At 66.5% G+C, this 21,995-nt stretch carries 22 protein-coding genes; all 22 read right to left on the bottom strand.

Annotated elements, in window-relative coordinates; translation table 11 throughout:
• Positions 1-131: 131 nt before the first annotated feature.
• The 22 genes from ftsA to AC3WJD_RS07080 all read right to left on the bottom strand — a co-directional run bounded on the left by ftsA (position 132) and on the right by AC3WJD_RS07080 (position 21,561).
• On the bottom strand, positions 132-1,394 hold the full coding sequence (gene ftsA / locus AC3WJD_RS07185) for a cell division protein FtsA (RefSeq protein ID WP_492745843.1): 1,263 nt from the start codon (positions 1,392-1,394) through the stop codon (positions 132-134).
• Complete coding sequence (locus tag AC3WJD_RS07180) at positions 1,375-2,343, bottom strand: cell division protein FtsQ/DivIB (protein WP_492745841.1); 969 nt, start codon at positions 2,341-2,343, stop codon at positions 1,375-1,377. Before AC3WJD_RS07180 ends, ftsA begins: the two co-directional genes overlap by 20 nt.
• Positions 2,340-3,260 carry a D-alanine--D-alanine ligase gene (locus tag AC3WJD_RS07175; RefSeq protein ID WP_492745840.1) on the bottom strand — a complete coding sequence of 307 codons (921 nt, stop codon included), beginning with the start codon at positions 3,258-3,260 and terminating at the stop codon, positions 2,340-2,342. The genes AC3WJD_RS07180 and AC3WJD_RS07175 overlap by 4 nt, the downstream gene beginning before the upstream one ends.
• The gene (murB, locus tag AC3WJD_RS07170) at positions 3,257-4,168 is read right to left on the bottom strand and encodes a UDP-N-acetylmuramate dehydrogenase (protein WP_492745838.1); all 912 of its coding nucleotides are present in this window, start codon (positions 4,166-4,168) and stop codon (positions 3,257-3,259) included. Before murB ends, AC3WJD_RS07175 begins: the two co-directional genes overlap by 4 nt.
• On the bottom strand, positions 4,165-4,350 hold the full coding sequence (locus tag AC3WJD_RS07165) for a hypothetical protein (RefSeq protein WP_492745836.1): 186 nt from the start codon (positions 4,348-4,350) through the stop codon (positions 4,165-4,167). Before AC3WJD_RS07165 ends, murB begins: the two co-directional genes overlap by 4 nt.
• On the bottom strand, positions 4,347-5,765 hold the full coding sequence (gene murC, locus AC3WJD_RS07160; RefSeq protein ID WP_492745834.1) for a UDP-N-acetylmuramate--L-alanine ligase: 1,419 nt from the start codon (positions 5,763-5,765) through the stop codon (positions 4,347-4,349). The genes AC3WJD_RS07165 and murC overlap by 4 nt, the downstream gene beginning before the upstream one ends.
• The gene (murG, locus tag AC3WJD_RS07155) at positions 5,762-6,931 is read right to left on the bottom strand and encodes an undecaprenyldiphospho-muramoylpentapeptide beta-N-acetylglucosaminyltransferase (RefSeq protein ID WP_492745832.1); all 1,170 of its coding nucleotides are present in this window, start codon (positions 6,929-6,931) and stop codon (positions 5,762-5,764) included. Before murG ends, murC begins: the two co-directional genes overlap by 4 nt.
• Positions 6,928-8,157, bottom strand: a complete 1,230-nt coding sequence (locus AC3WJD_RS07150) for an FtsW/RodA/SpoVE family cell cycle protein (protein ID WP_492745830.1) — start codon at positions 8,155-8,157, stop codon at positions 6,928-6,930. Before AC3WJD_RS07150 ends, murG begins: the two co-directional genes overlap by 4 nt.
• Entirely contained in the window at positions 8,157-9,551 is a 1,395-nt protein-coding gene (murD, locus tag AC3WJD_RS07145; RefSeq protein WP_492745828.1) for a UDP-N-acetylmuramoyl-L-alanine--D-glutamate ligase, read from the bottom strand. Before murD ends, AC3WJD_RS07150 begins: the two co-directional genes overlap by 1 nt.
• Positions 9,548-10,618, bottom strand: coding sequence for a phospho-N-acetylmuramoyl-pentapeptide-transferase (gene mraY, locus AC3WJD_RS07140; protein ID WP_492745826.1), 1,071 nt, complete (start codon positions 10,616-10,618; stop codon positions 9,548-9,550). The genes murD and mraY overlap by 4 nt, the downstream gene beginning before the upstream one ends.
• Positions 10,618-12,009, bottom strand: a complete 1,392-nt coding sequence (locus AC3WJD_RS07135; protein ID WP_492745824.1) for a UDP-N-acetylmuramoyl-tripeptide--D-alanyl-D-alanine ligase — start codon at positions 12,007-12,009, stop codon at positions 10,618-10,620. The genes mraY and AC3WJD_RS07135 overlap by 1 nt, the downstream gene beginning before the upstream one ends.
• Positions 12,006-13,421, bottom strand: coding sequence for a UDP-N-acetylmuramoyl-L-alanyl-D-glutamate--2,6-diaminopimelate ligase (locus AC3WJD_RS07130; RefSeq protein ID WP_492745965.1), 1,416 nt, complete (start codon positions 13,419-13,421; stop codon positions 12,006-12,008). Before AC3WJD_RS07130 ends, AC3WJD_RS07135 begins: the two co-directional genes overlap by 4 nt.
• Positions 13,421-15,118 carry a peptidoglycan D,D-transpeptidase FtsI family protein gene (locus tag AC3WJD_RS07125; RefSeq protein WP_492745822.1) on the bottom strand — a complete coding sequence of 566 codons (1,698 nt, stop codon included), beginning with the start codon at positions 15,116-15,118 and terminating at the stop codon, positions 13,421-13,423. Before AC3WJD_RS07125 ends, AC3WJD_RS07130 begins: the two co-directional genes overlap by 1 nt.
• Positions 15,115-15,798: a hypothetical protein gene (locus tag AC3WJD_RS07120; protein ID WP_492745821.1), complete on the bottom strand. Its 684-nt coding sequence runs from the start codon at positions 15,796-15,798 to the stop codon at positions 15,115-15,117. Before AC3WJD_RS07120 ends, AC3WJD_RS07125 begins: the two co-directional genes overlap by 4 nt.
• Positions 15,795-16,739, bottom strand: coding sequence for a 16S rRNA (cytosine(1402)-N(4))-methyltransferase RsmH (gene rsmH, locus AC3WJD_RS07115; RefSeq protein WP_492745819.1), 945 nt, complete (start codon positions 16,737-16,739; stop codon positions 15,795-15,797). Before rsmH ends, AC3WJD_RS07120 begins: the two co-directional genes overlap by 4 nt.
• Complete coding sequence (locus AC3WJD_RS07110) at positions 16,736-17,221, bottom strand: division/cell wall cluster transcriptional repressor MraZ (protein ID WP_492745817.1); 486 nt, start codon at positions 17,219-17,221, stop codon at positions 16,736-16,738. Before AC3WJD_RS07110 ends, rsmH begins: the two co-directional genes overlap by 4 nt.
• A 294-nt stretch (positions 17,222-17,515) precedes the next feature.
• Entirely contained in the window at positions 17,516-18,772 is a 1,257-nt protein-coding gene (locus AC3WJD_RS07105; RefSeq protein WP_492745815.1) for a Gldg family protein, read from the bottom strand.
• Between the two features lie 41 nt (positions 18,773-18,813).
• Complete coding sequence (locus tag AC3WJD_RS07100) at positions 18,814-19,122, bottom strand: hypothetical protein (RefSeq protein ID WP_492745813.1); 309 nt, start codon at positions 19,120-19,122, stop codon at positions 18,814-18,816.
• 203 nt (positions 19,123-19,325) lie between these two features.
• Positions 19,326-20,318: a cysteine synthase A gene (locus tag AC3WJD_RS07095; RefSeq protein WP_492745811.1), complete on the bottom strand. Its 993-nt coding sequence runs from the start codon at positions 20,316-20,318 to the stop codon at positions 19,326-19,328.
• Between the two features lie 87 nt (positions 20,319-20,405).
• Positions 20,406-20,567, bottom strand: coding sequence for a hypothetical protein (locus AC3WJD_RS07090; RefSeq protein ID WP_492745809.1), 162 nt, complete (start codon positions 20,565-20,567; stop codon positions 20,406-20,408).
• Between the two features lie 221 nt (positions 20,568-20,788).
• A complete protein-coding gene (locus AC3WJD_RS07085; protein WP_492745807.1) occupies positions 20,789-21,034 on the bottom strand; it encodes a helix-turn-helix domain-containing protein in 246 nt (81 codons plus the stop codon).
• A 2-nt stretch (positions 21,035-21,036) separates the two neighbouring features.
• Positions 21,037-21,561, bottom strand: a complete 525-nt coding sequence (locus tag AC3WJD_RS07080) for a DUF2975 domain-containing protein (protein ID WP_492745805.1) — start codon at positions 21,559-21,561, stop codon at positions 21,037-21,039.
• Positions 21,562-21,995: the final 434 nt, after the last annotated feature.

Raw genomic sequence — 21,995 nt, 5'->3', positions numbered from 1 at the left:
TCCCCAAGCTTCGTCATGGGCGAAGCAGTTGCCCCTGAACACTTGTGCACTACTGGATTCACCGAATCACCTAAAAAGTTAACGCGCAAGCAAAATTTCTTAACTTCTGCCATTTTTCAGCTCAGTAACCATCAATATCCCGCCTTGAAAGCCGCCATCAGCCGCTCGATCAACCCCGTACCCTGTACGCGGTGGACCATCTGGTGGGCTGGCACGATGGTCCGAAGATCGGCCGGGTTGCTCGCGGCATATTGGACCAGTCCGGCCAGCGTGCAGAAGCCCGGACCGCTATGCGCATCAGGCAGGCCATTGAGCCCGCGCGGGCGCCCGACGCGCACCGCGCGGCCGAGCGCGCCCTGCGCATAATCGGCAATGCCCTTGAGCTCGGCGCCGCCGCCGGTCAGCACCACCTGCCGGCCAACCGGCCCGGTAAAGCCAAGCTCGTTGAGCGCCTTGCCGATCTCACCGACCAGATGCTCGAGCCGCTGCCGGATGACCGCGATCAGCTGCGCGCGCGTGATCCGCGCACCTTCCCCCTGATCATCATCGGCCGAGATCGGCGCGACCTCGATCATGTCGTGATTGTCGCGCGGCGTCGCGGTCGCCGAGCCATAGAAACATTTCATCCGCTCGGCATGGTTGCGCCGTGTACCGAAGGCCGAGGCGATGTCGTCGGTGATGTCGGCCGCGCCGAAGGGGATCGAGGTCAGCCCGACCAGCATGCCGCCCGCGAACAGCGAGACGTTGGTCACCCCCGCGCCCAGCTCGACCAGCGCGACGCCCAGCTCGCGCTCCTCGTCGGACAGGCACGCCATCCCCGTCGCGACGGGCGAGGCGACGATCGACTTCACCTCAAGGTGGGCCGAGCGCACGCACAGGTCGAGATTGCGCACCGGCGAGCCGTCCGCGGCGACAACGTGGATGTCGACGCCCAGCCGGTCGGCATGGAGCCCCAACGGCTTCTTGACGCCGCGCAGCCCGTCGAGCGTATAGAGCGTCGGCTGCGCATGGAGCACCATGCGGCCGTCGGGATCGATCGAGCTCCGCCCGGCGGCCAACAGCTCGTTTATGTCCTCCTGCTCGATGCGATGCCCGCCCAGCTCGACCTCGACCGACGCGATGTCGCTCACCAGCCCGCCCGCCGAGAAGCTCACCCAGACATCCTCGATATTGGTGCCCGCGATCCGCTCGGCCTGCTCGACCGCCTCGCGCACCGCCTTTTCGGTCGAAGGCATGTCGGCGATATAGCCGCGCTTGACGCCTTGGCTCTCGCGCTGCCCGGTCGCAAGCACGTTGAGCTCGCCGCCCGCCCCGCGCTCGGCGATGAGCGCGGAAACCTTCCACGAACCGATATCGAGTGCAGTGATCAGACCGTCACCCCGCGCTTGTGCCATCCCCGTCTTCCTTCCCCGTTTCCGCTTGACCGCTTGCCGCCCCCGGCACGGCAGTCGCTTCGTTCACAACCGGCTTTTTCGCTCCCTGCGGCGGCACGCGCACCACGAACCTGTCGGGCAGCCGCATGTCAAACTTGAGGAAGCCACGTCCAAGCAGCCGCTCCATCCCGTCCATCCGCGCGAACTTGACCAGCGCCGCGGCGGCTTCCTTCTCGCCCTCAGGCAAGGCCAGTGTCTCGCCCGACTGGAAGCGAAGATCCCAGCGGCGATTGCCCACCCAGGTCGCGCCCGCCATCATAGGCTTCAGTGAGGGTGCCGCCTCCATCAGCGCGGCCAGCGCCTGCGCCTGCTTGTTGGCGTCCGCGCCGATCAGCAGCGGCAGATCGGGCATCGCCTCGATCTTGACGGGTTCAAGCACGACGCCGTCGCGGTCGATCAGGTTGAGCGTTTGCGCATTCTGCCATATCGCCGCGGGCTGGCGCTCGACGATATCGACCACCAGCGTGTCGGGCAGTCGCCGGGAAACGCGCGCGTCCTTGATCCAGCCATAGTGCAGCAGCTCGCCGCGCACCTTGTCGAGGTCAACCAGCGGCATTGCCATCGAATGCTGGTCGAGCGCGACCGCATAGACGGTCAGCCGGTCCATCCGGTCGATCCCCGTCACCTCGACGCGCTTCACCTCGAAGCCCGCGCGACCGACCATCTCGGCGACCGCCACTCCGCCCATCTGCGGCAACCCCATGAAGGTCGCGGCGGTGCCCGCAAGCCCCACGCCGACCACGACGACGCCATAGCCGAGCCAGCGCTGGATCGTCTCGACGCCGACGGGCAGGTGCTCGGCCAGTCGCTCGAGCAGCCCCTTCTTCTTCGGCGCGACCTTGCGTCGCCCGCTGCCCACTTTGGGCCGGGCGCGCGCGGGCTGGCCGCGGCGGATGGTAGCCGTACTCATAAGGCGTCCCTCACGATCCGGTCGCACAGCTCGGCATAGGAAATGCCGCAATATTTCGCCTGCTCGGGCACGAGACTCAGCGGCGTCATGCCGGGCTGGGTGTTGACCTCGAGCAGGTAGAGGCCCGCCTCGCCCTGTTCGTCATCCCAGCGGAAATCCGAACGCGACGTGCCCTTGCAGCCGAGCAGCCGGTGCGCCTTCAGTGCCATCTCCATCGCCGCCGCCGCGATATCCTCGGGGATCTCGGCGGGGCAGACATGCGTGGTCAGCCCGTCGGTGTACTTGGCATCGTAATCGTAGAAGCCGCTCTTGGGCTTCAGTTCAGTGACCGCGAGCGCGCGGTCCCCCATCACCGCCACGGTCAGCTCGCGCCCCCGGATGAAGGGCTCGGCAAGCAGCCGGTCGAAATGCTTCCACGGTCCTTCGGACTCGCGTGCGATCGGAGAGCCGTGATTGCCGCCTTCGGTGACAATCGCGACGCCCACCGAGGAACCCTCGTTGACGGGCTTGAGCACATAGGGCCGCGCGATCGGATCGGCTGAATACAGACTCTCGCTCTCGACGATATGGCCCACGGGCATGCGGATGCCGTGCGGCACCAGCACCATCTTGGTGAGTTCCTTGTCGATCGCGATCACCGAGGTCTCGACGCCCGAATGCGTATATTTGAGCCCCATCAGGTCCATCATGCCCTGCACGGTGCCATCCTCGCCGGGCGTACCGTGGAGCGCGTTGAACACGACGTCCGCCTTCGCCTCGGCCAGCCGCTGCGCGACATCGCGGCCCATATCGATCCGCGTGACCTTGTGGCCCATGCTTTCGAGCGCATCGGCAACGCCGTTGCCGCTCATCAGCGACACCTCGCGCTCCGCCGACCAGCCGCCCATCAGAACCACAATGTGCAACGGGTCGCTCACGCCTTCACTCCAATACGCTGGATTTCCCATTCGAGCTCGACGCCCGACTTCGCTTTCACCCGCCGCCGCACTTCCTCGCCCAGTTCCTCTATCTGCGCCGAACTGGCGCTGCCGAGGTTGAGCAGGAAGTTGCAGTGCTTTTCGGACACCTGCGCGTCACCGATCTGCAGCCCGCGGCAGCCCGCCTCGTCGACCAGCCGCCAGGCCTTGTCGCCCGACGGGTTCTTGAAGGTCGATCCCCCCGTGCGCGAGCGCAGTGGCTGCGAGGCCTCGCGCTCGGCGGCGATGCGGTCCATCTCGGCGCCGATCGTGGCAGGGTCGCCGGGCACGCCCTCGAACAACGCCTCGACGACGACCGCGCCCTCGGGCAGTTCGGAATGGCGATAGGTATAGCCAAGGCGCGCGGCGGGCCAGGTCTCGACGGTACCGTCGCGCAGCACCAGCGTCGTCTCGATGAAAATGTCCGAAGCCTCGCGCCCATAGGCGCCCGCGTTCATGCGGATCGCGCCGCCGACCGTTCCCGGAATCCCGCGCAGGAATTCAAGCCCCGCAAGCCCCGCATCGCGCGCCGCGCTCGCCACGGTGATCCCCATCGCCGCGCCACCCGCGCGGACGCGGTTGCCGGGCTCGATGCTGACCCTGGCGAAGCTCTTGGGCAGGCGCACCACAACGCCGGGCACGCCGCCGTCTCGGACGATCAGGTTCGACCCGACGCCCACGGGCAGCACAGGCACGGAGGGATCGAGCGCGGCGAGGAACTGGCTCAGGTCCTGGACGTCCTTGGGCCGCACCAGCCATTCGGCGGGCCCGCCCGTGCGGAACCAGATGAAATCGGCAAGGCTCCCGCCCGCCTCGGCGCTACCGGCAAGCGCGGGGATACCGTCGAGCGCCTGCACCGCCGCGCTCATCGGACGCCCCACAGGCTCATCCAGCTCTTCCACAACTCGACATTGGCCTTCGCCGCCTTTGCCGATGCTTCCTGCGTCGCGACGGCCTTGTCCAGCGCCTGCTGCGCGGCCTTCACCTGCGCCTGCTGCGCATCGAGCGCCTTGTGCGAAAGATCGAACCAGATCGCGAAGGGGTCGTTCACGCCGCCACCTCCTGACGCGCCACGCGGATCGCATCGGCAAGGCCCGCCGCCCATTTGGTGATGTCGCCCGCTCCGAGGCAGACGACCATGTCGCCCGTACGCACGGTCCCCGCGAGCGCCTGCGCCAGCGCCTCGGCGCCCGCGATCTCGCTCGCCGCGCGATGCCCGCGCACCTTCAGTCCTTCGACCAGCGCCGCCGCATCGACGCCCTCGATCGGTTGCTCGCCGGCGGGATAGACGGGGGCGACATAGACGATATCGGCGTCGTTGAAGGCCTGCTGGAAATCGTCCATCAGGTCGCGCAGCCGCGTGAAGCGGTGCGGTTGGACGACCGCAATCACGCGGCCGGCTACGCCCTCGCGCGCCGCGGCCAGCGCCGCGCGGATCTCGACCGGATGATGGCCATAATCATCGATGATGGTGACGCCATCGACTTCGCCCGCGCGCGTGAAGCGCCGCTTGACCCCGCCGAACTTGTGGAAACCCTCGGCGACCTTTGCGTCCTCGATTCCCATTTCGAGCGCGACGCCGATTGCGGCGAGCGCGTTCTGGACATTATGCCGCCCCGGCATGGGCAGTTCTACGCCCTCGATACGGCGCAAATTGCCGTCGAAGTCGCGGACGACCACGTCGAAGCGGTTGCCGCCCGGGATCGGCGTCACATTCTCGGCGCGGATATCGGCCTGCGCGGAGAAGCCATAGGTCACGATACGGCGATCGCGGATCTTGGGGAGGATCGCCTGCACCTCGGGATGATCGAGGCAGAGCAAAGCCGCGCCATAGAAAGGCACGTTCTCGACGAACTCGACGAACGCGTCCTTGACCGCGTCGAAGCTGCCATAATGGTCGAGATGCTCGGGATCGATATTGGTGACGACCGCGATCGTCCCGTCGAGCCGCAGGAAGCTGCCGTCGCTCTCATCGGCCTCGACGACCATCCAGTCGCCCGCGCCGACGCGCGCGTTCGAACCATAGGCATTGATGATGCCGCCATTGATCACCGTCGGATCGAAGCCGCCCGCATCGAGTAGGCAGGCGACCATCGAGGTGGTCGTCGTCTTGCCGTGCGTGCCCGCGATGGCGACGGTCGACTTCAGCCGCATCAGCTCGGCGAGCATCTCGGCGCGGCGGACCACGGGAATGCGCTTCTCGAGCGCCGCCTCCACCTCGGGATTGCCGCGCTGGATCGCGGTCGAGGTGACGACGACGCGCGCATCGCCCAGATTCTCGGGCCTGTGGCCGATCATCACGTGGATGCCGCGCTCGCGCAGCGCCTGGACAACCGCGCCCTCGGCCGCATCCGAACCCTGCACCTTGTAGCCGAGATTGGCCATCACGCGCGCAATGCCCGACATGCCGATGCCGCCGATGCCGATGAAGTGGACAGTCCCGATATCGGTGGGCACACCCCTCATGCGACCGCTCCCTGCCCGCCCATCACGGGCGCGGCGGCGGGGCGCATGCGGATCGGCTCGCCGCCCACGGGCTGCGGGCCGATATTCTCGACGAGATCGGCGAGGTCGCGCCCGGCATTGGGACGGCCGCAATTCCAGGCGCGCTTCGCGGCATTGGCGAGCGCGCCGGGTTCGAGCGCGAGTTTCTGCATCTGTTTGGCAAGCTCCACGGGCGTGAAGGCCGATTGCTGGATGGCGCGCGCGCCCCCGGCGTCGACCATCTCGCGTACATTGTAGGTCTGGTGGTTGTCGGTCGCCGAAGGCAACGGCACGAGGATCGCGGGGCGCCCCGCCGCCGTGAGTTCGGCGATGGTCGACGCGCCCGCGCGCGCGATCACCAGATGCGCCCAGCCGAGCCGCTCGGGCAGGTCGGGCAGGTAGGTGGCGAGGTCGGCGGGAATGCCGAGGCCGGCATAGGTCGCGCGCACGCGGTCGATATCCTCGACGCGGCATTGCTGCGTCACCTGCAGCCGACGGCGGAAATTGAGTGGCAGCAGGCCCAGCGCCTCGGGCACGACGTCCGACAGCACGGTCGCCCCTTGGCTTCCGCCCGTCACGAGCAGGCGGAAGATGCCGTCCTCGGACAGTGCGGGGAAGGGTTGCTCGCGTAAGCTCAGCACCTCGTCACGCACAGGGTTGCCGAGCAGGTGCGTCTTGGCGAGCCAGCCATCTTTCAGCCGCTGGACATCGGGATAGGCGGTGACGATCGCATCGACCCTGCCCGCAAGGAAGCGGTTGACGCGCCCCAGCACCGCATTCTGTTCGTGGATCGCAGTCGGGATCCTCGCGCGCGTCGCCGCGAGCAGCGCGGGCAGCGCGGGATAGCCGCCGAAACCGATCACCGCGCTCGGCTGGAAGCTCTCATAGAGCCGCGCGGCCAGCGCACGTCCCGACAGGATCGACCGACCTGCCCTCAGCCAGCCCAGCGGCCCGCCCGCAAGCCGTCCGGCGGGCATGACATGCGTCTGCGCGCCCTCGAAAAGCCCCGGAATCCGCGCTCCGCGCTCATCGGTGATCAGCGCCACGCGATGCCCACGCTCCATCAGTTCGGCCGCGAGCGCGTGCGCGGGGATCATGTGACCCCCGGTGCCTCCCGCGGCGAGAACGAAATGACGCACGATCCTCATCGACCGCTCCATTTTACAACATAAGGCGAGCGGAGGAGATAGGGGTTTCGGCGCGTAAAGGCGAGCAGCAGACCGAAGCCGACTGACAGCGCGAGCATCGACGAGCCGCCATAGCTGATAAAGGGCAGGGTCATGCCCTTGGATGGCGCAAGCTGTGTGTTGACCGCCATGTTGATCATCGCCTGCAACCCGAACTGCGTCGCGAGGCCCGCCGAGGCGAGCAGCAGGAACAGATCCTCCTCGTCGAGCAGCTTGACGAACACGCGCACCACGATCGCGACATAGAGGCAGGCGATCGCGAAACACGCGATCAGCCCGAACTCCTCGCCGATCACCGAGAAGATATAGTCGGTATGCGCCTCGGGCAGGCGGAACTTCATGCTGCCGCCCCCGGGGCCGGTGCCGAGCAGGCCCCCGGCCGTAAGCGTCGCATGCGCCATGTCGGTCTGATAGGTATCCCCCGTCTGGAACAGGAAGTCATTGATGCGCTTGGTCGCGACGTCATAGAAGAGATAGGCGCTGACCACCGCCGCGGCCCCCGCCGCGCCGAGCCAGACGAGGATGCGCATGCTCAGCCCCGAAAGCAGGAGAAGCGTCAGCCAGATGGAGCAGAAGATGACGGTCTGGCCGAAATCGGGCTGGCGCATCAGGAACAGCGCAACCATCGCGGTCACCATCGCCGAAATCGGCACGACGGGCAGCGACTTGTCGTGGACGCGCAGCGACAACAGCCACGCCATCCCGACGACGAAGCAGGGCTTCAAAAATTCGGAGGGCTGGAACTGCGCAAAACCGAAGCCGATCCAGCGCTTGGCACCGTTCACCTCGGCGCCGATCACGGGAACGACCGCAAGGCAGAGCGTGAAGATGGCCGCGCCGAACAGCGCGAGGCGGCGCGCCAGATCCTTGGGCATCGCCGAAACCATCAGCATCACGGGCACCGAAAGCACCACCCAGGCGAGCTGGCGCCAGAAATAGTGGAGCGGATCGAAACGCACCGCGCCGTCCGAATAGCGTTCGGCGGCGGCGGGCGAGGCGGCCGCCACCGCGATCAGCCCGATCGAAATCAGCAGCGTCACGAAGAGCAGCAGGACGCGGTCGATCTCCCAGAACCATATGCTCATCGGCGAGTGATTGTCGCGGCCGAAGCGCGACAGCACCTTGGCCTTCTTCGCCTTCTTTGCCTTGGGACGCGGAACCGGAACGGGGCTCGGGATCGATGCCATCAGGAAAGCGCCTCCACCGCAACGCGAAAGGCATCCCCCCGCGCCTCATAATCGCTGAACTGGTCGAAGGATGCGCATGCCGGCGAGAGCAGCACCGTCTCCCCGCTACGCGCCACATCCGCAGCGCGCGCGACCGCGGTCTTCAGGTCGCGGCATTCGCTGACGGCCATATGCGGCGCGAGCAGCCGCGCATACATCTCGCCCGCCTCACCGATCGTATAGGCCGCGCGGACATGGCTGAAGAAGGGAGCGCACGCATCGAGGTCGTCGGTCTTGGCGCGCCCCCCGACAATCCAGTGGATCGCTGGATAGGCCGCCAGCGCAGGCGCAGTCGACGTCGGGTTGGTCGCCTTGCTGTCGTTCACATAGAGCACGCCATGCTTCTCGGCGACGCGCTCCATGCGATGCGGCAGGCCGGGATAGGTTTCGAGCGCGCGGAAAATGAAAGCATCGTCGATGCCAAGCACGCGTGCCGTGGCGATGGCGGCAGCGGCGTTCTGCGCATTGTGCGGCCCCTGAAGGGCGGGCCAGCGCGATTGGTCCGAGATGCTCTGACTGTTGAACTGTTGGACGTGCTCCCAGCGGCCAAACTCATGCTCTAGCTGATAGACCACCTCATCCGCTTCGCGATCGTCTTCGGCGATAAGAGCGACGTTGTCACGCGACTGCATCAGGAACAGTCGCCGCTTCGACGCGACATAGCCCTCGAACCCGTCATAGCGGTCGAGATGATCGGGCGTGATGTTGAGCAGCACCGCAACGTCGCAGTCGAGGCTGAAGGTCAGGTCGATCTGATAGCTCGACAGCTCGAGCACATAGACCCCGCCCTCGGGCAGCGGGTCCTGCCCCAGGATCGGCAACCCGATATTGCCCCCCAGCGTCGTGGGCTTGCCCGCGGCCTTGACGATATGATGGATCAGCGCGGTCGTGGTCGACTTGCCGTTGGTGCCCGTGATCCCGACCACCTTGTGCGGCGGCAGGCCGCTGCGCGCCTGCGCGAACAGCTCGATATCGCCGATCACCGGAACCCCCGCCTCGCGCGCCTTGGCTGCGATCGGATGGCGATTGAGCGGCACACCGGGCGAGACGACGACGCCGGCGAAACCCGTCAGGTCGATCGTCAGCGGATCGGCGATGCTAATTCCTCCCCGGAACGGGGAGGGGGACCGCCCGAAGGGCGGTGGAGGGGTTTCCTCGGTGCCAGCCCCTCCACCATGCTTCGCATGGTCCCCCTCCCCGTTCCGGGGAGGAATTTTCAGGCGGGCTTCCTCGCGATCATCCCACGCCACCACCTCTGCTCCGCTTGCGACCAGCGCGCCGACGGTCGCAAGGCCCGAGCGCGCGAGGCCCAGCACCGCATATTTCTTGCCCGCAAAGGCCGGGGAGACGATCACCGCAGTTTCAGCGTCGACAGGCCGGCGAGCGCCAGCACGATGCTGATGATCCAGAAGCGGATGACGACGGTGGGCTCGGACCACCCCATCTGCTCGAAATGGTGATGGATCGGCGCCATCTTGAACACGCGTTTGCCCGTGCGCTTGTAGAAGAACACCTGGATGATCACCGACATCGCCTCGACCACGAAGAGCCCGCCGATGATGCCGAGCACGATCTCGTGCTGCGAAGCCACCGCGATCGTCCCAAGCGCGCCGCCGAGCGCGAGGCTGCCCGTATCGCCCATGAACACCGCCGCTGGGGGCGCGTTGAACCACAGGAAGGCAAGGCCCGCGCCGATCATCGCGCCGCACAGGATCGTCAGGTCGCCCGCCCCCGGAATGTGCGGGATGCCGAGATAGGTCGCATATTTCACGTTGCCGACCAGATAGACGATCAGCATGAACGCGAGGCTTGCGATGATCACCGGGAAGGTCGCGAGCCCGTCGAGCCCGTCGGTCAGGTTGACCGCATTGCCGAACGCCACGATCGTGAAAGCGGCGAAGACGATGTAGAACCAGCCGAGGTCGAGCGGCGGATAGTTGATGAAGGGCACGTAGAGATGCGTGCCGACCTGCGAGATGATCATCCAGCTCGCCAGCCCCGCGATCACGAACTCGCCCGCGAGCCGCACCTTGCCCGAAACACCCTTGTGGCTCGCCTTCCTGACCTTGTCATAGTCGTCGAGGAAGCCGATCGCACCGAAACCCAGCGTGACGAACAGGCACGCCCAGACGAACATGTTGCTGAGGTCCATCCACAACAGCAGCGAGACTGCGACCGAGGTCAGGATCATCAGCCCGCCCATCGTCGGCGTCCCGCGCTTGGCGAGGTGGGTCTGCGGCCCGTCGGTGCGGATCGGCTGGCCCTTGCCCTGGCGCACGCGCAGCCAGCCGATGAATTTCGGCCCGATGATGAGCCCGATCAGCAGCGCCGTCGCCACCGCGCCCCCGGCACGGAAGCTGAGGTAGCGGATCAGGTTGAGGATACCGGGAAAGCCAAGCTGTTCTGCGATTAGATAGAGCATCAGTCCGTCCTGCCCCCCAGCGCGCCGGAAATCAAAGAGTCGACGACGCGGGAAAGCCCGATTGCATTAGACCCCTTTATGAGGACCGCGTCACCCGGTTCGATAATCTTGGAAAGTCGCTCCAGCGCACCCGCGGCGTCGGGCCTCTGCACGAACTCGATCCGCCCTTCAAGCGCCTTTGCAAGCGGGCGCATCTCGTCGCCGACGAGCAGTGCGAAATCGACGCCCGCCTCGGTGAGCGGCTGCGCCAGATCAACGTGATAGCGATCGCTTTCCTGCCCCAGCTCGCGCATCGCCCCCAGCACGACGATACGTCGGTCGGCGTCTTCCTTGCCGAGCTGGCGGATCGTCGCCGCCATCGAGGCGGGGTTGGCATTGTAGCTCTCGTCTATGACGAGCGCGGTGCCGTCCTTCACGGGCACGCGGTGGCGGGCGCCGCGCCCTGCCAGCCCCTCGAGATCGGCAAGCGCCAGCCCAGCCTGCGCGAGATCGCCTCCCAGCGCCTCGACCGCCGCCAGCACCGCGAGCGCATTGGAGACCCAGTGCTCGCCCGGAAAGGCGATGGTGAAGCACAGCTCGGCATCGGGAAAATTGGCGGTGACGAGCGATCCGCCATTGACCGCGCGCACCACGTCGCGCGCGCACACATCTGCGCCCTCGCCATGCCCGAAGGTCAGGATACGCGCGGCATGCGGCCCGGCCGCGGCTATCAGCCGGTCGCGATAGGGACTGTCAAAGGGGATGATCGCGGTGCCATCGGGCTCGAGCCCCTGGAAGATCTCGCCCTTGGCGTCGGCGATCGCCTCGATGCTGTCGAAATAGGCTTGGTGCGCGGGCGCGATCGCGGTGACGATGGCGACGTGCGGGCGCACCATCTGCGTGAGTTGGGCGAGTTCGCCCGCCGCGCTCATGCCCATCTCGAACACGCCGAAACGCGCGTCCTCGGGCATGCGCGCGAGGCTCAACGGCACGCCGGTATGGTTGTTGTAGCTCTTGACCGAACGGTGGGCATGGCCGGGGGCGAAGCGGTCGAGCGCGGCATGAAGCGCTTCCTTCGTCCCCGTCTTGCCCACCGACCCGGTCACGCCCGCGATTCTGGCGGACGATCTGGCCCTGGATGCGATCCCAAGGGCACCCAGCGCCGCGGTGGTGTCCGCGACGCGGATATGCGGATAGTCGGTGGCCTCGCTCACGATCGCGCCCGCCGCGCCGCTCGCAAAGGCCTGGTCGACGAAGCGGTGACCGTCGGTCGTCTCGCCCTTCATCGCGATGAAGAGGCTGTCCGGTCCGATCTCGCGACTGTCGAACGCCACCCCTGAAACCGAAAAATCCGCCGAAGCGGATCCCCCCGTCGCGATCGCGATGGCCTCGGATGTCCAGAGTGGACTCATGCCGCGCACTCCCGCGCGACCTGCACGTCGTCAAAGGGTAGCACCATGTCGCCGACGATCTGCCCCTGTTCGTGCCCCTTGCCCGCCAGCAGGACGAGGTCGTCGGGGCCGGCCTCGGCGATCGCGGCGGCGATTGCGTCGCGCCGCCCGCCGATCTCGGTCGCGCCCACCGCGCCCTCGAGCACCTGGCGGCGGATCGCGGCAGCGTCTTCGGTCCGCGGATTGTCATCGGTCACGATCACATGGTCGGCCATCCCGACCGCGACCTTGCCCATGGCCGGCCGCTTGCCCTGGTCGCGGTCACCCCCCGCCCCGAAGACGAGGATCAGCCGCCCCTTGCAGTGCGGACGCAGCGCCTCCACCGCCGCCGCGATCGCGTCGGGCGTATGCGCATAGTCGACATAGACCGGCGCCCCCGCGCGCGTGATGACCGCGCGCTCGAGCCGGCCACGCACGCCCTGAACGCGCTGCAGGTTGGACAATGTCTGCTCGATATCGCCGCCCGTCGCGATCACCAGCCCCGCGGCGGTCAGCGCATTGGCGGCCTGATAGGCTCCGATCAGGGGAAGATTGAGGCGGTGGGTCTTGCCCGCCGCCTCAACCGTCAGGACCTGACCCAACTGGGTGGGAGAACGTGAGATGAGCCGGAGCGTATCGCCACGCTCGCCCACACCCAGCACTCGGAGCCCCCGCTCTCGAGCCAGATCGAATACTTTCGGGGATTCGGGATCGTCCGCCCAGATGACCGCGGCGCCGTCGTCGTTGATCACCTCGGAAAACAGCCGCAGCTTGGCGGTGAAATAGGCCGCCATGTCGCCATGATAATCGAGATGGTCGCGGCTGAGATTGGTGAAGGCGCCCGCCGCGACGGGCAACCCTTCGGTGCGGTATTGCGACAGGCCATGCGAGGATGCCTCGAAGGCAAGGTGCGTCACGCCCTCGCGCTTGAGCCCCGCGACATTGGACAGGAAGGTGACGACATCGGGCGTGGTCAGCCCGGTCGTGACCTGATCGTCGGCGGTGGTGACCCCGAGCGTGCCGATCGAGGCGGCATTGTTGCCCGTCATCCGCCACAGCTGGCGCGCCAGCTCGACCGACGACGTCTTGCCGTTGGTCCCCGTCACCGCGACGACCGTCTCGGGGAAGGGCGCGAAGAATCTGGCGGCCAGCTGCGCGAAGGTGGCGCGCGGCTCGTCGGCGACGATGTGGATCGCGCCATCCACATGCGCCGCGCGCCGCGCGACCACCGCCACCGCCCCCGCGGCCACGGCCTGATCGATGAAATCCTCGCCATTGAAGGCCGCGCCCTGGAAGGCGCCGAACACGGTACCCGGCGCAACCTTGCGGTGATCGATCGCGAAACCCGTGACGATCGAATCCTCATTCCCGCCGGTCAACGCACCAAGCCGCATCATTCCTCCTTGTCGGATTTCTGGATCAGCGGCGCGAGGTCCGCCAGGTCGACATCTTTATGAGCATCGGGGATGACACCGAGCATCGGCCCCGTCCGCGCGATCACCTTGGACACCACGGGCGCCGCGGTCCATGCCGCCGAGGTGAAACCGAACGTGTCTGCGGTTCCTTTCGGCGCATCGAGCATCGCGATCACGACGTAGCGCGGACGGTCCATAGGGAAAGCCGCGGCAAAGGTCGAGACGTTGACGCTGCGCGAATAGCCGCCCACGCCCGGCTTCTCGGCGGTGCCCGTCTTGCCGCCGACGCGGAAGCCCGCGGCATCGCCGCGCCGGCCGGTACCGTCCCTCACCACCAGCCGCAGCAACTGGCGCATGCGCAGGCTCGTCGCCTCGGTGAAGACACGCCGTCCCTTGGCCGCCGCGCCCTTCTCTACCTTCATCACCGTCGCGGGGCGCCAGATGCCGCCATTGACCAGCGCGGCATAGGCGCTTGCCAGATGCAGCGGCGTCACCGCGATGCCATGCCCATAGGAGGTCGTCAGCGTGGTCGAGCGGCCCCAGTTGTGCGGCCACAGCGTGCGTCCCTTTTCCTTCAGCTCGATATGCGGCGGTTCGTTGAAGGCGAGCTTGCGGAACAGATCCTCCATCCGCGCCTGCCCCATTTCATCGGCGATGCGCGCGGTGGCGATATTGGAGCTGTGGATCAGCGTTTCGGGCACGTTGATCCAGCGGCCGAGCGGGTGATCGTCCTTGATCCGGAAGCGGCCGATCGCGAGCGGCGCCGTCGCATCGTAACGCTTGGCCATCGAGGTCACGATCCCCGTATCCATCGCCTGAGCGATGGTCAGCGGCTTGAAGGTCGAGCCGAGTTCATAGACGCTCTGCGTCACATTGTTGCGCAGCGCCTCGGGGGGCGACTTGCCCTGCTTGTTCGGGTTGAACACGGGCAGCGATGCCAGCGCGACCACCTCGCCGCTATCGACGTCGAGCACCAGCCCGGTCGCGCCCATCGCGCTGTGCTTGGTCATCGCCGCGAACAGTTCGCTCTCCATCGCGGCCTGCACACGGCTGTCGATCGAAAGCGCCACCGGCTCGGCGCGCCTGGCGGGGTCGGTCAGTTGCGCATCGAACAGCCGCTCGATGCCCGTCACGCCGCGCCCGTCGAAATCGGTATAGCCGAGTACATGCGCGGCAAGCGTCGTCTGCGGATAGAGCCGCTCGGGCTCGCGAGCGAACGCCATCGCCGGCTCGCCCAGCGCGTTCACCGCGGCGACAAGCTCGGGCATCGCGCGGCGGCGCAGATAGGTGAAGCTGCGCTTCGAGCGCAGGATTTCGAGATATTCCGCCTCGCTGCGCTCGGGCATCAGCGCCGCCAGCCTGGGCGCGAGATCCTCGGGGTCGCCGAGCAGCCGGCCGGGATGCACGCCCACCGACCAGGCATCCATCGTGCTCGCCAGCGTCACGCCATTCCGGTCGACGATGTCGCCGCGGATGGGGACGAAGCTTGTGCCCGTATAGGTGCTCGCCGGCGGATCGCCGAATACCGCGAGCCAGGTCAGGCGCAGGCCGATCAGGCTGCCCACGCCAAGAAAGACGAGCATCAGCACCATCAGGCGCAGATGAGCGGTCACAAGCCACTGATATCGCTGCCCGGCGTCGCGAACGCGATTGGGCCGGGCGACGAGGGTTGTCATTGGCGGCGTCTCCCGCCCTCGGCGCGCGCCTTCTTCGCCAGCTCGCCCATCAGGCGATCATCGAGCAGCTTGTCCTCGAGCCGCGCGAGCTTCTTTTCCTTTTCGGCCTTTTTGGGATCGGCCTTCTTTGGATCGACTTTGGGCTTGTCAGCGCGCGCGAGTTCCGGCCTCCGCTCAATGTACCCCGGCGAAAGCCGGGGTACAGGAGTCTCCGCGCGCTGGGCTCCGGCTTTCGCCGGAGCACTTTCTGGCCGTTCCTTCGCCGCAACCTTCTCGCCCTTCTCTGCCTCCACCGCGGCGCTCGCCGCCGGTGACAGCGCCTCATCCGGAATCGTGACCATCGCTGTCACCATCGTCGTCGGCGCATAGCGCGGCCCCGGCATGATTCCCGAACGGTCGAGCGAGGCAAGCTGCACCTCGCCCGACAGGAACTGGTCGGCATCGGGCGTGGTCAGCGCGAGCACGTCGCCGTTCCAGCGCTCGAGCTGGCGCAGGTTGGCGCGCGTCGCCAGCTCGGTGTGGAGCCGCCGAATATCCTTCTTGGCAGCCACGATCTGGCGGTTGACGCGTTCCAGCTCCGTGCGCTCCGCCGCGACCTGCGAGGTGATGAGATACAGCGCCATCGCGGCGACTGCGCCGCCGAGCACGCGACCTACCGATTTGAACCTGTTGGCGATCATGCCGCCCCTCCCTTCGGCGCTGCCGCGGTGCGGTGCGCCACTCTCAAGGTTGCCGAGCGCGCGCGGGGGTTACGCGCGACCTCACTTTCCCCCGCACGCGCCGGCTTCGCGACCCGGTCGAAAGTCGGCGCCTGCCGCTCCTTCGACACTCCGGGCAAATGGCGCGAACCCTGCGGCGTTGCGCCGCTTCGATCGCGCAGAAAACGCTTCACCAGCCTGTCCTCGAGGCTGTGAAAGGTGACGACCGCAAGCCGCCCACCGGGCTTCAGCACGCGCTCGGCGGCCTGGAGCCCGTCCTCGAGTTCGCCCAGCTCGCGGTTCAGATGGATGCGGATTGCCTGAAAGGTCCGCGTCGCCGGATCCTTCTTGTCATGCGGCTTGTAGCCCAGCGCCTTGCGGACGACGTTCGCCAGCTCGCCGGTGCGCGTGATCGGGCGTGCGGCCACGATCGCGCGCGCGACGCGACGCGAACGCGGTTCCTCACCGAAATGATAGAGTATGTCGGCGATCTCGGCTTCGTCGGCGTTGTTCACGAAGTCCGCCGCGGTTTCGCCCTCCTGCTCCATCCGCATGTCGAGCGGACCGTCGGCCTGGAAGGAGAAACCGCGATCGGCGCGGTCGAGCTGCATCGACGATACACCGATGTCGAGCGTTACGCCGTCGACCGCGCCGACCCCCCGCTGAGCCAGCGCTTCTGCCATGTTCGAAAAGCGCTCGGGGACGAGGCTGAGCTGTCCTTTCGCCTCGTCCACGAGCGCCTGCCCTTCCGCGATCGCATCGGGATCGCGGTCGAAGGCGAAAACCCTGGCACCTTTCGCCAGCATCGCGCGCGTATAGCCGCCCGCGCCGAAGGTGCCGTCGACATGCACTTCGCCGGGCTGGATCGCGAGCCCCTCGATCACTTCGTCGAGCAGGACAGGAATGTGCGGGACGTCGTTCATTTGACGCCCTTTTCTTCGAGCAGGAACTGGACGAGCTCGACGAGCATCGGCGGCACGCCGTCGGCCTTCAGCAGGATATGCGGGTTCCAGATCTCGACGATGTGGCCCGAGCCGTGGAAGAAGGCGAGGTCTTCCAATTGGCCGAGCTTGCGCATGAAGGGCGGGATGACGAGCCGGCCGCTCGCGTCATAGGGCACATCCTCGACCACGCCAAAGGCCATGCGGTTGAGGTTCTCGCGGCTGAGTTTGGCGCCGCTTTCCTGCTCCGCCATTTCCTGGGCGAGGACGTCGGGCAGCATGTCGGCAAAGGGCACATCATAGCCGGTAAGGCAGGGCGAGGTCCGGCTGCGCGAAAGCGCAATCACGCGTTCGTTGGCGGAGTTGAACTCGAGCGTCGCGCGCAGCTTCGCGGGAATGGCGACGCGGCCCTTGCCGTCGATGCCACTCAGCCCGAATCCGCGATATGTCCGCCTCGTGTTCACGCCCTTGTTGTCCGCCCCATTCCAGGCATGCGCTTCCCCGGTCCGAAAATCGGCCTTCGCCGAATCTTTTCGGATTCGCGATTTGCAGTGGGAAACGCCCGCCTTTGCGCCTCTTTAGGTATCAGGGGAGCCGCGGGGAATAAAGGGGTTTTATGGGGATTTTTGGGGACGAGCTATAACATACTGATTTTACACGATATTTTATGACGCGATTCTCCGCAAAAACCGCGCCGCGCAAGGTAGTTCATATTATGTTCCAAAGTCGTGATGCAAGTCCCCCGGAGTCGCGGCAAGTCAAACGCGTGATCGCCGACGAACAAATGCTACGAGAAACGCAAGTGAAAGGCTGATGAGCCCCGGTGCCGCCCCCGCCAGCAAGGGTCCCGGCGACATGCCCGACCTCCCGATCCAAGGCACCCATTCCCCCGTCCTGTCCCGTGAAATCCCCGCCAGCTCATCCAGCAGGATTCCGACGACCACCGGATTGTCGGCGATACGGTCCTCGGGTGCCGCGCCATTGCCGCGCTCGACCACCCAGAGCGTATCGGCCATCAGGTCGGCATCGGCGATCAGCACCGCCCTGCCCCTCCCGATCGCGCAGCGCGCCAGCAGCCCGTCATGCGCGGGCTTGCACGCCTTGCGCGTCGCGGCGAAGCGCCCCGGCGCCGACACCGCCAGCCGCCATTGCCGCCCCGCGGCACTGATCTCGATCGTCCGCAGGTCGCGCGCGCCGTGCAGTTCGAGCAGGTCGAGCCGCAGCCCCCAGTGATCGAGCAGCGGATCCAGCAGCGACACCGCGGGCGGTGCGCGCGGATCGGTGGGGGGATAGAGGCTCGGCCAGCGCAGCGAGGGATCGGCCAGCACCAGGACCCGGCCGCCGCGACGCACCCATTTGTCGATCGCGACCAGTTCCTCGGGCGCAAGCGCGCGTGGTTGCGCAAGCAGCAGCAGCGAATGCGCCTCCAGCGCGGCAGTATCGATCCGGTCGAGCACCGACAGCGCGAAATTGCGGTCGAGCCAGCGCCAGGATTCGGTCGGGCGGCGCTTGCCGCTCAACATGCCGCGGATGTCGCCCTCGCCCCAGATGAGCGGAAGCCCCGTTACCACCGCCAGCGCCGGACGCAGCGCCGCGTTCTCGACCGACGCCTCGCTGCGTCCGGTCAATGCGACGGGCTCGATCTCGAGCGCTACGACCGCCGCCGCCGCGCAGAGCGCGGCGATCAGCCCGCCCGCCCTGAGCCAGACCAGCTGCCCGACCTGGACCATAAGGTCGAGTGCGAGCAGCATGAGCAACGCCGCGCCCGCCTGCCGCAGCAGCTCGGTGGCCGAGGGCGCCGCGTCGAACGCGCCGAGCAGCAGCGCCTCGCCCGCCACTGCGAGCAGCATGCCGAGCACGCCCACGCTCCAGCGCAACCGCCAGAATTCGGCGCGCATCATGAAGACGAGGATCAGCAGCAGCCAGGGCCGCGCCACCAGAAAACCGCCGGGTTCGGCGCGGCCGTGCGCGATCGGGCCGGTCAGGATGCCCGCGAGCAGCTCGGCGAGCGCCAACAGCCCCGCCCAAAGGAGAATGCGCGGAAGCGCGTGCCGGATCAGGGGCCCTTGCCCGTCGCGTCGGCGTTGACGCCGCTTTCATTGGTCGTGGTCGACGGCGCGACGCCCAGCTCGGCGAGCGGCTCCTGCGGCAGCGGCTCGCGCGCGAGGTCGTTGCCGACGATATCGGGCAGCCCCATCGGCGCCTCGACATTCGCTTCCTGCTGCACGGGGGATTCGTCGCTCGCCGAATTGATGATCGCGCCCGCGCTCAGCACGACAAGGAACACCGCCGCCAGCCCCGTCACGCCGATGCGCACGCGCTGCAGCCGCTCCTGCCTGTCATTCTGCTGCGGACCCAGATTCACGCCTTCCTTAGTAGCGCGCACGACCGGCTTTGTCGAATTTTTAGGGATGAAGCGCCGGTCGCGGGTGCGCCCGTGCCGCTAGACCTTGATCGTTTCAGGCTGAATCAGCCTGAAACGTGAATCAAGGTCTCAACCGTTAGAATAGAGCCTGATTCACGGCATCGGCGGAAGCACGAAGTGCTTCCCCCTCAACCGATCAGGATCTAGGCCACCTTCAACGAAGCCGGCACCCTCAGCCCCTTCGCCGCCAGCCATTCGGCATTGTAGAGCGTCGAAAGATAGCGGAACCCCGTGTCGGCGAGGATCGTCACGATCGTCTTGCCCGGCCCCATCTCCCGCGCGAGACGGATCGCGCCCGCGACGTTGATCCCGGAGGAGAGCCCGAGGCACAGCCCCTCCTCCTCGAGCAGCCGGTGAACCCATTCCAGCCCCTCGGCGTCGGAGATGCGGAACTGCGTGTCGATCGGCGCGCCTTCGAGATTGGCGGTGATCCGCCCCTGCCCGATCCCTTCCGCGACCGAGCTGCCCTCGGCCTTGAGTTCGCCGCACGCATAATAGCTGTAGAGCGCCGCGCCATGCGGATCGGCCAGCGCGATCACCACATCCTCGTTCTTGGCCTTGAGGCCGAGCCCGACACCCGCGAGCGTCCCGCCCGTGCCCACCGCGCACGTAAAGCCGTCGACCCTGCCGCCGGTCTGTTCCCAGATCTCCTCGGCGGTGCCCAGGATATGCGCCTTGCGGTTGGCGATATTGTCGAACTGGTTGGCCCAGAGCGCGTTGTCGGTTTCGTCGGCGATGCGGCGTGAGGTGTGGACGAAATGGCCGGGGTTCGAATAGGGCGCGGCGGGGACGAGCACCAGTTCCGCTCCCAGCGCGCGCAGCGTGTCCATCTTCTCGCGGCTCTGCGTCTCGGGCATGACGATGATCGTCCGGTAGCCCTTGGCATTGGCGACGAGCGCAAGCCCGATGCCCGTATTGCCTGCGGTCCCCTCGACGATCGTCCCGCCCGGCCCGATCAGCCCGCGCTCCTCGGCGTCCTGCACGATGTAGAGCGCCGCACGGTCCTTCACCGAGGCACCGGGATTGGCATATTCGCACTTGGCGAGGATCTCGCAGCCGGTTTCGGCGCTAGGCCCTTTCAGGCGGACGAGCGGCGTATTGCCGATGAGCGAAAGCGTATCGGGTGTGATCGTCATGGCGCATAGCTAGGCCCAAAGCCGGCAAACGCCAAGCAAGCGATTTTGACGCGGGGCGTAGTGTGGGTTTGAGGACGCGGGCGCGGTTCACCGTATGCCCGTCGCGCCCGGCCAATGGGCCGCGACGGGCGTCCCCGCGGATGCATCGGGGGTCAGCAGCGGCGTCGCCAGCAGCACGATGGCTGTCCCCACAAAGCCGATCGCCGCACGGCCGGTCATTGACCGGGTCAATTTCGCGAATTTGCTCATTTCGGTCGCTCCAAAAAAGCTCAGCAAGCCCTCGCCACCGGAGACCCCGGATCGCATGCGATCACATCGTCATTGCAGCGCGGCTTGCACGATTCGTTCAAGCACGCGTCTATTTGCACCGATCGGGGCACCCGATCATAGGATGGAAGCGACCCTTGCGACGGACGGGGTTCGAAACCCATCGGCACCGCGCGAAATGACTCCGCAGGCGCCGAAGCAATCTACCCTTCGCGCGCGTCCGTTGCGGTGCGGCCCTCCGCGGCGTCGGGTACGAACTCCAGAATGTCGCCGGGCTGGCACGACAGCGCAGCGCAGATCGCTTCGAGCGTCGAAAAGCGGATGGCGCGCGCCTTTCCCGTCTTGAGGATCGAAAGGTTGACGATCGTGATGCCGACGCGCTCGGCAAGTTCGGTGAGCGTCATGCGCCGCGCGTACAGCACGTCATCCAGCTTCACGACGATCGCCATGCTCAGATCGTCGCTTCCAGCTCTTCGCGCATCAGCGTGCCTTCCGCGAAGACACGCGCGAGGACGAAGGTCAGCAGCACCGCGAGCCAGCCGCTGACCGAAAAGCCCGCATCGAGGTGTATCGGAAGCGCCCGGGTCGATATCGCCTCGCCGATCGCGCCGATGACCATGCTGAGCAGCTGGAGCACGAGCAGCACGCAGGCGATGGTTTGCAGGCGGTACGCATTGGCCGCGACAAAGGGATCGCCCCTGCGCACCGTATCGACGATCGCGAGCAGCCGCCTGAGGATCGAATCATAAAGCGGGACGGCGACCAGCCCGAGCGCGGCAATGGCGCGCAGCGGCATGATCAACCGGCGGATCTCGGACGACGGACCGATGCCGAGCGCGGTCATCGTCCATTCCTCGGCGACGATCGTCGCCACCAGCAGAGCGAAGATCGCCGCGCCGGAAAGCCAGTTCACTACGACGAGGATACGCAACAGCACATATGCGCTCGGCAGCGCGGGCGAAGGGCTTCGGGGCATCAAACCTGCTCCAGCGGCTATTCAATATCGATAAACGATAAGACAATTATCGAAAATCGTCAATACCGCATCCGGAGTGGGCGCTTGGCGGCGGCGAAATGGCCGGGAAAGCGGATGCCCCCGACCAACACCGACAAGGTCGGGTGGACAATAGTCCTTAAGTCGTCATTCCGGGGCCCAGGCGAACCCGGAAAACCGAAGGTTTTACGCTGGTTCGACTTGGAACCCGGAATCCATGAACACCGCAGCCGTTCCGTCAAGCACCGCGTCCATGGATTCCAGATAGCTCGATTTTCTATCCAAATCAGAGATTTGGAGAAAAGCGGCTTCTGAAATGACGATAATTGTCCACGCGGCCTAGCACTACTTTGGCAGAAATGTGATTTTTGGGATTCCCTTGGCGCGAAATGCGTGATTCATGGGGAGCCAGCTGT

The organism is Sphingobium sp. FW306-1B-F04DB, assembly GCF_058781925.1.
Note: the sequence above shows the minus strand (reverse complement) of the source record. Positions and strands in the feature narration are given on the sequence as shown.

Excerpts from the sequence above, each read along its gene's own strand:
- ftsA (WP_492745843.1), bottom strand. The coding sequence starts at position 1,394 with ATGGCACAAGCGCGGGGTGACGGTCTGATCACTGCACTCGATATCGGT.
- AC3WJD_RS07180 (WP_492745841.1), bottom strand. The coding sequence starts at position 2,343 with ATGAGTACGGCTACCATCCGCCGCGGCCAGCCCGCGCGCGCCCGGCCC.
- murB (WP_492745838.1), bottom strand. The coding sequence starts at position 4,168 with ATGAGCGCGGCGGTGCAGGCGCTCGACGGTATCCCCGCGCTTGCCGGT.
- murC (WP_492745834.1), bottom strand. The coding sequence starts at position 5,765 with ATGAGGGGTGTGCCCACCGATATCGGGACTGTCCACTTCATCGGCATC.
- murG (WP_492745832.1), bottom strand. The coding sequence starts at position 6,931 with ATGAGGATCGTGCGTCATTTCGTTCTCGCCGCGGGAGGCACCGGGGGT.
- AC3WJD_RS07150 (WP_492745830.1), bottom strand. The coding sequence starts at position 8,157 with ATGGCATCGATCCCGAGCCCCGTTCCGGTTCCGCGTCCCAAGGCAAAG.
- mraY (WP_492745826.1), bottom strand. The coding sequence starts at position 10,618 with ATGCTCTATCTAATCGCAGAACAGCTTGGCTTTCCCGGTATCCTCAAC.
- AC3WJD_RS07135 (WP_492745824.1), bottom strand. The coding sequence starts at position 12,009 with ATGAGTCCACTCTGGACATCCGAGGCCATCGCGATCGCGACGGGGGGA.
- AC3WJD_RS07130 (WP_492745965.1), bottom strand. The coding sequence starts at position 13,421 with ATGCGGCTTGGTGCGTTGACCGGCGGGAATGAGGATTCGATCGTCACG.
- AC3WJD_RS07125 (WP_492745822.1), bottom strand. The coding sequence starts at position 15,118 with ATGACAACCCTCGTCGCCCGGCCCAATCGCGTTCGCGACGCCGGGCAG.
- AC3WJD_RS07120 (WP_492745821.1), bottom strand. The coding sequence starts at position 15,798 with ATGATCGCCAACAGGTTCAAATCGGTAGGTCGCGTGCTCGGCGGCGCA.
- rsmH (WP_492745819.1), bottom strand. The coding sequence starts at position 16,739 with ATGAACGACGTCCCGCACATTCCTGTCCTGCTCGACGAAGTGATCGAG.
- AC3WJD_RS07095 (WP_492745811.1), bottom strand. The coding sequence starts at position 20,318 with ATGACGATCACACCCGATACGCTTTCGCTCATCGGCAATACGCCGCTC.
- AC3WJD_RS07090 (WP_492745809.1), bottom strand. The coding sequence starts at position 20,567 with ATGAGCAAATTCGCGAAATTGACCCGGTCAATGACCGGCCGTGCGGCG.
- AC3WJD_RS07085 (WP_492745807.1), bottom strand. The coding sequence starts at position 21,034 with ATGGCGATCGTCGTGAAGCTGGATGACGTGCTGTACGCGCGGCGCATG.
- AC3WJD_RS07080 (WP_492745805.1), bottom strand. The coding sequence starts at position 21,561 with ATGCCCCGAAGCCCTTCGCCCGCGCTGCCGAGCGCATATGTGCTGTTG.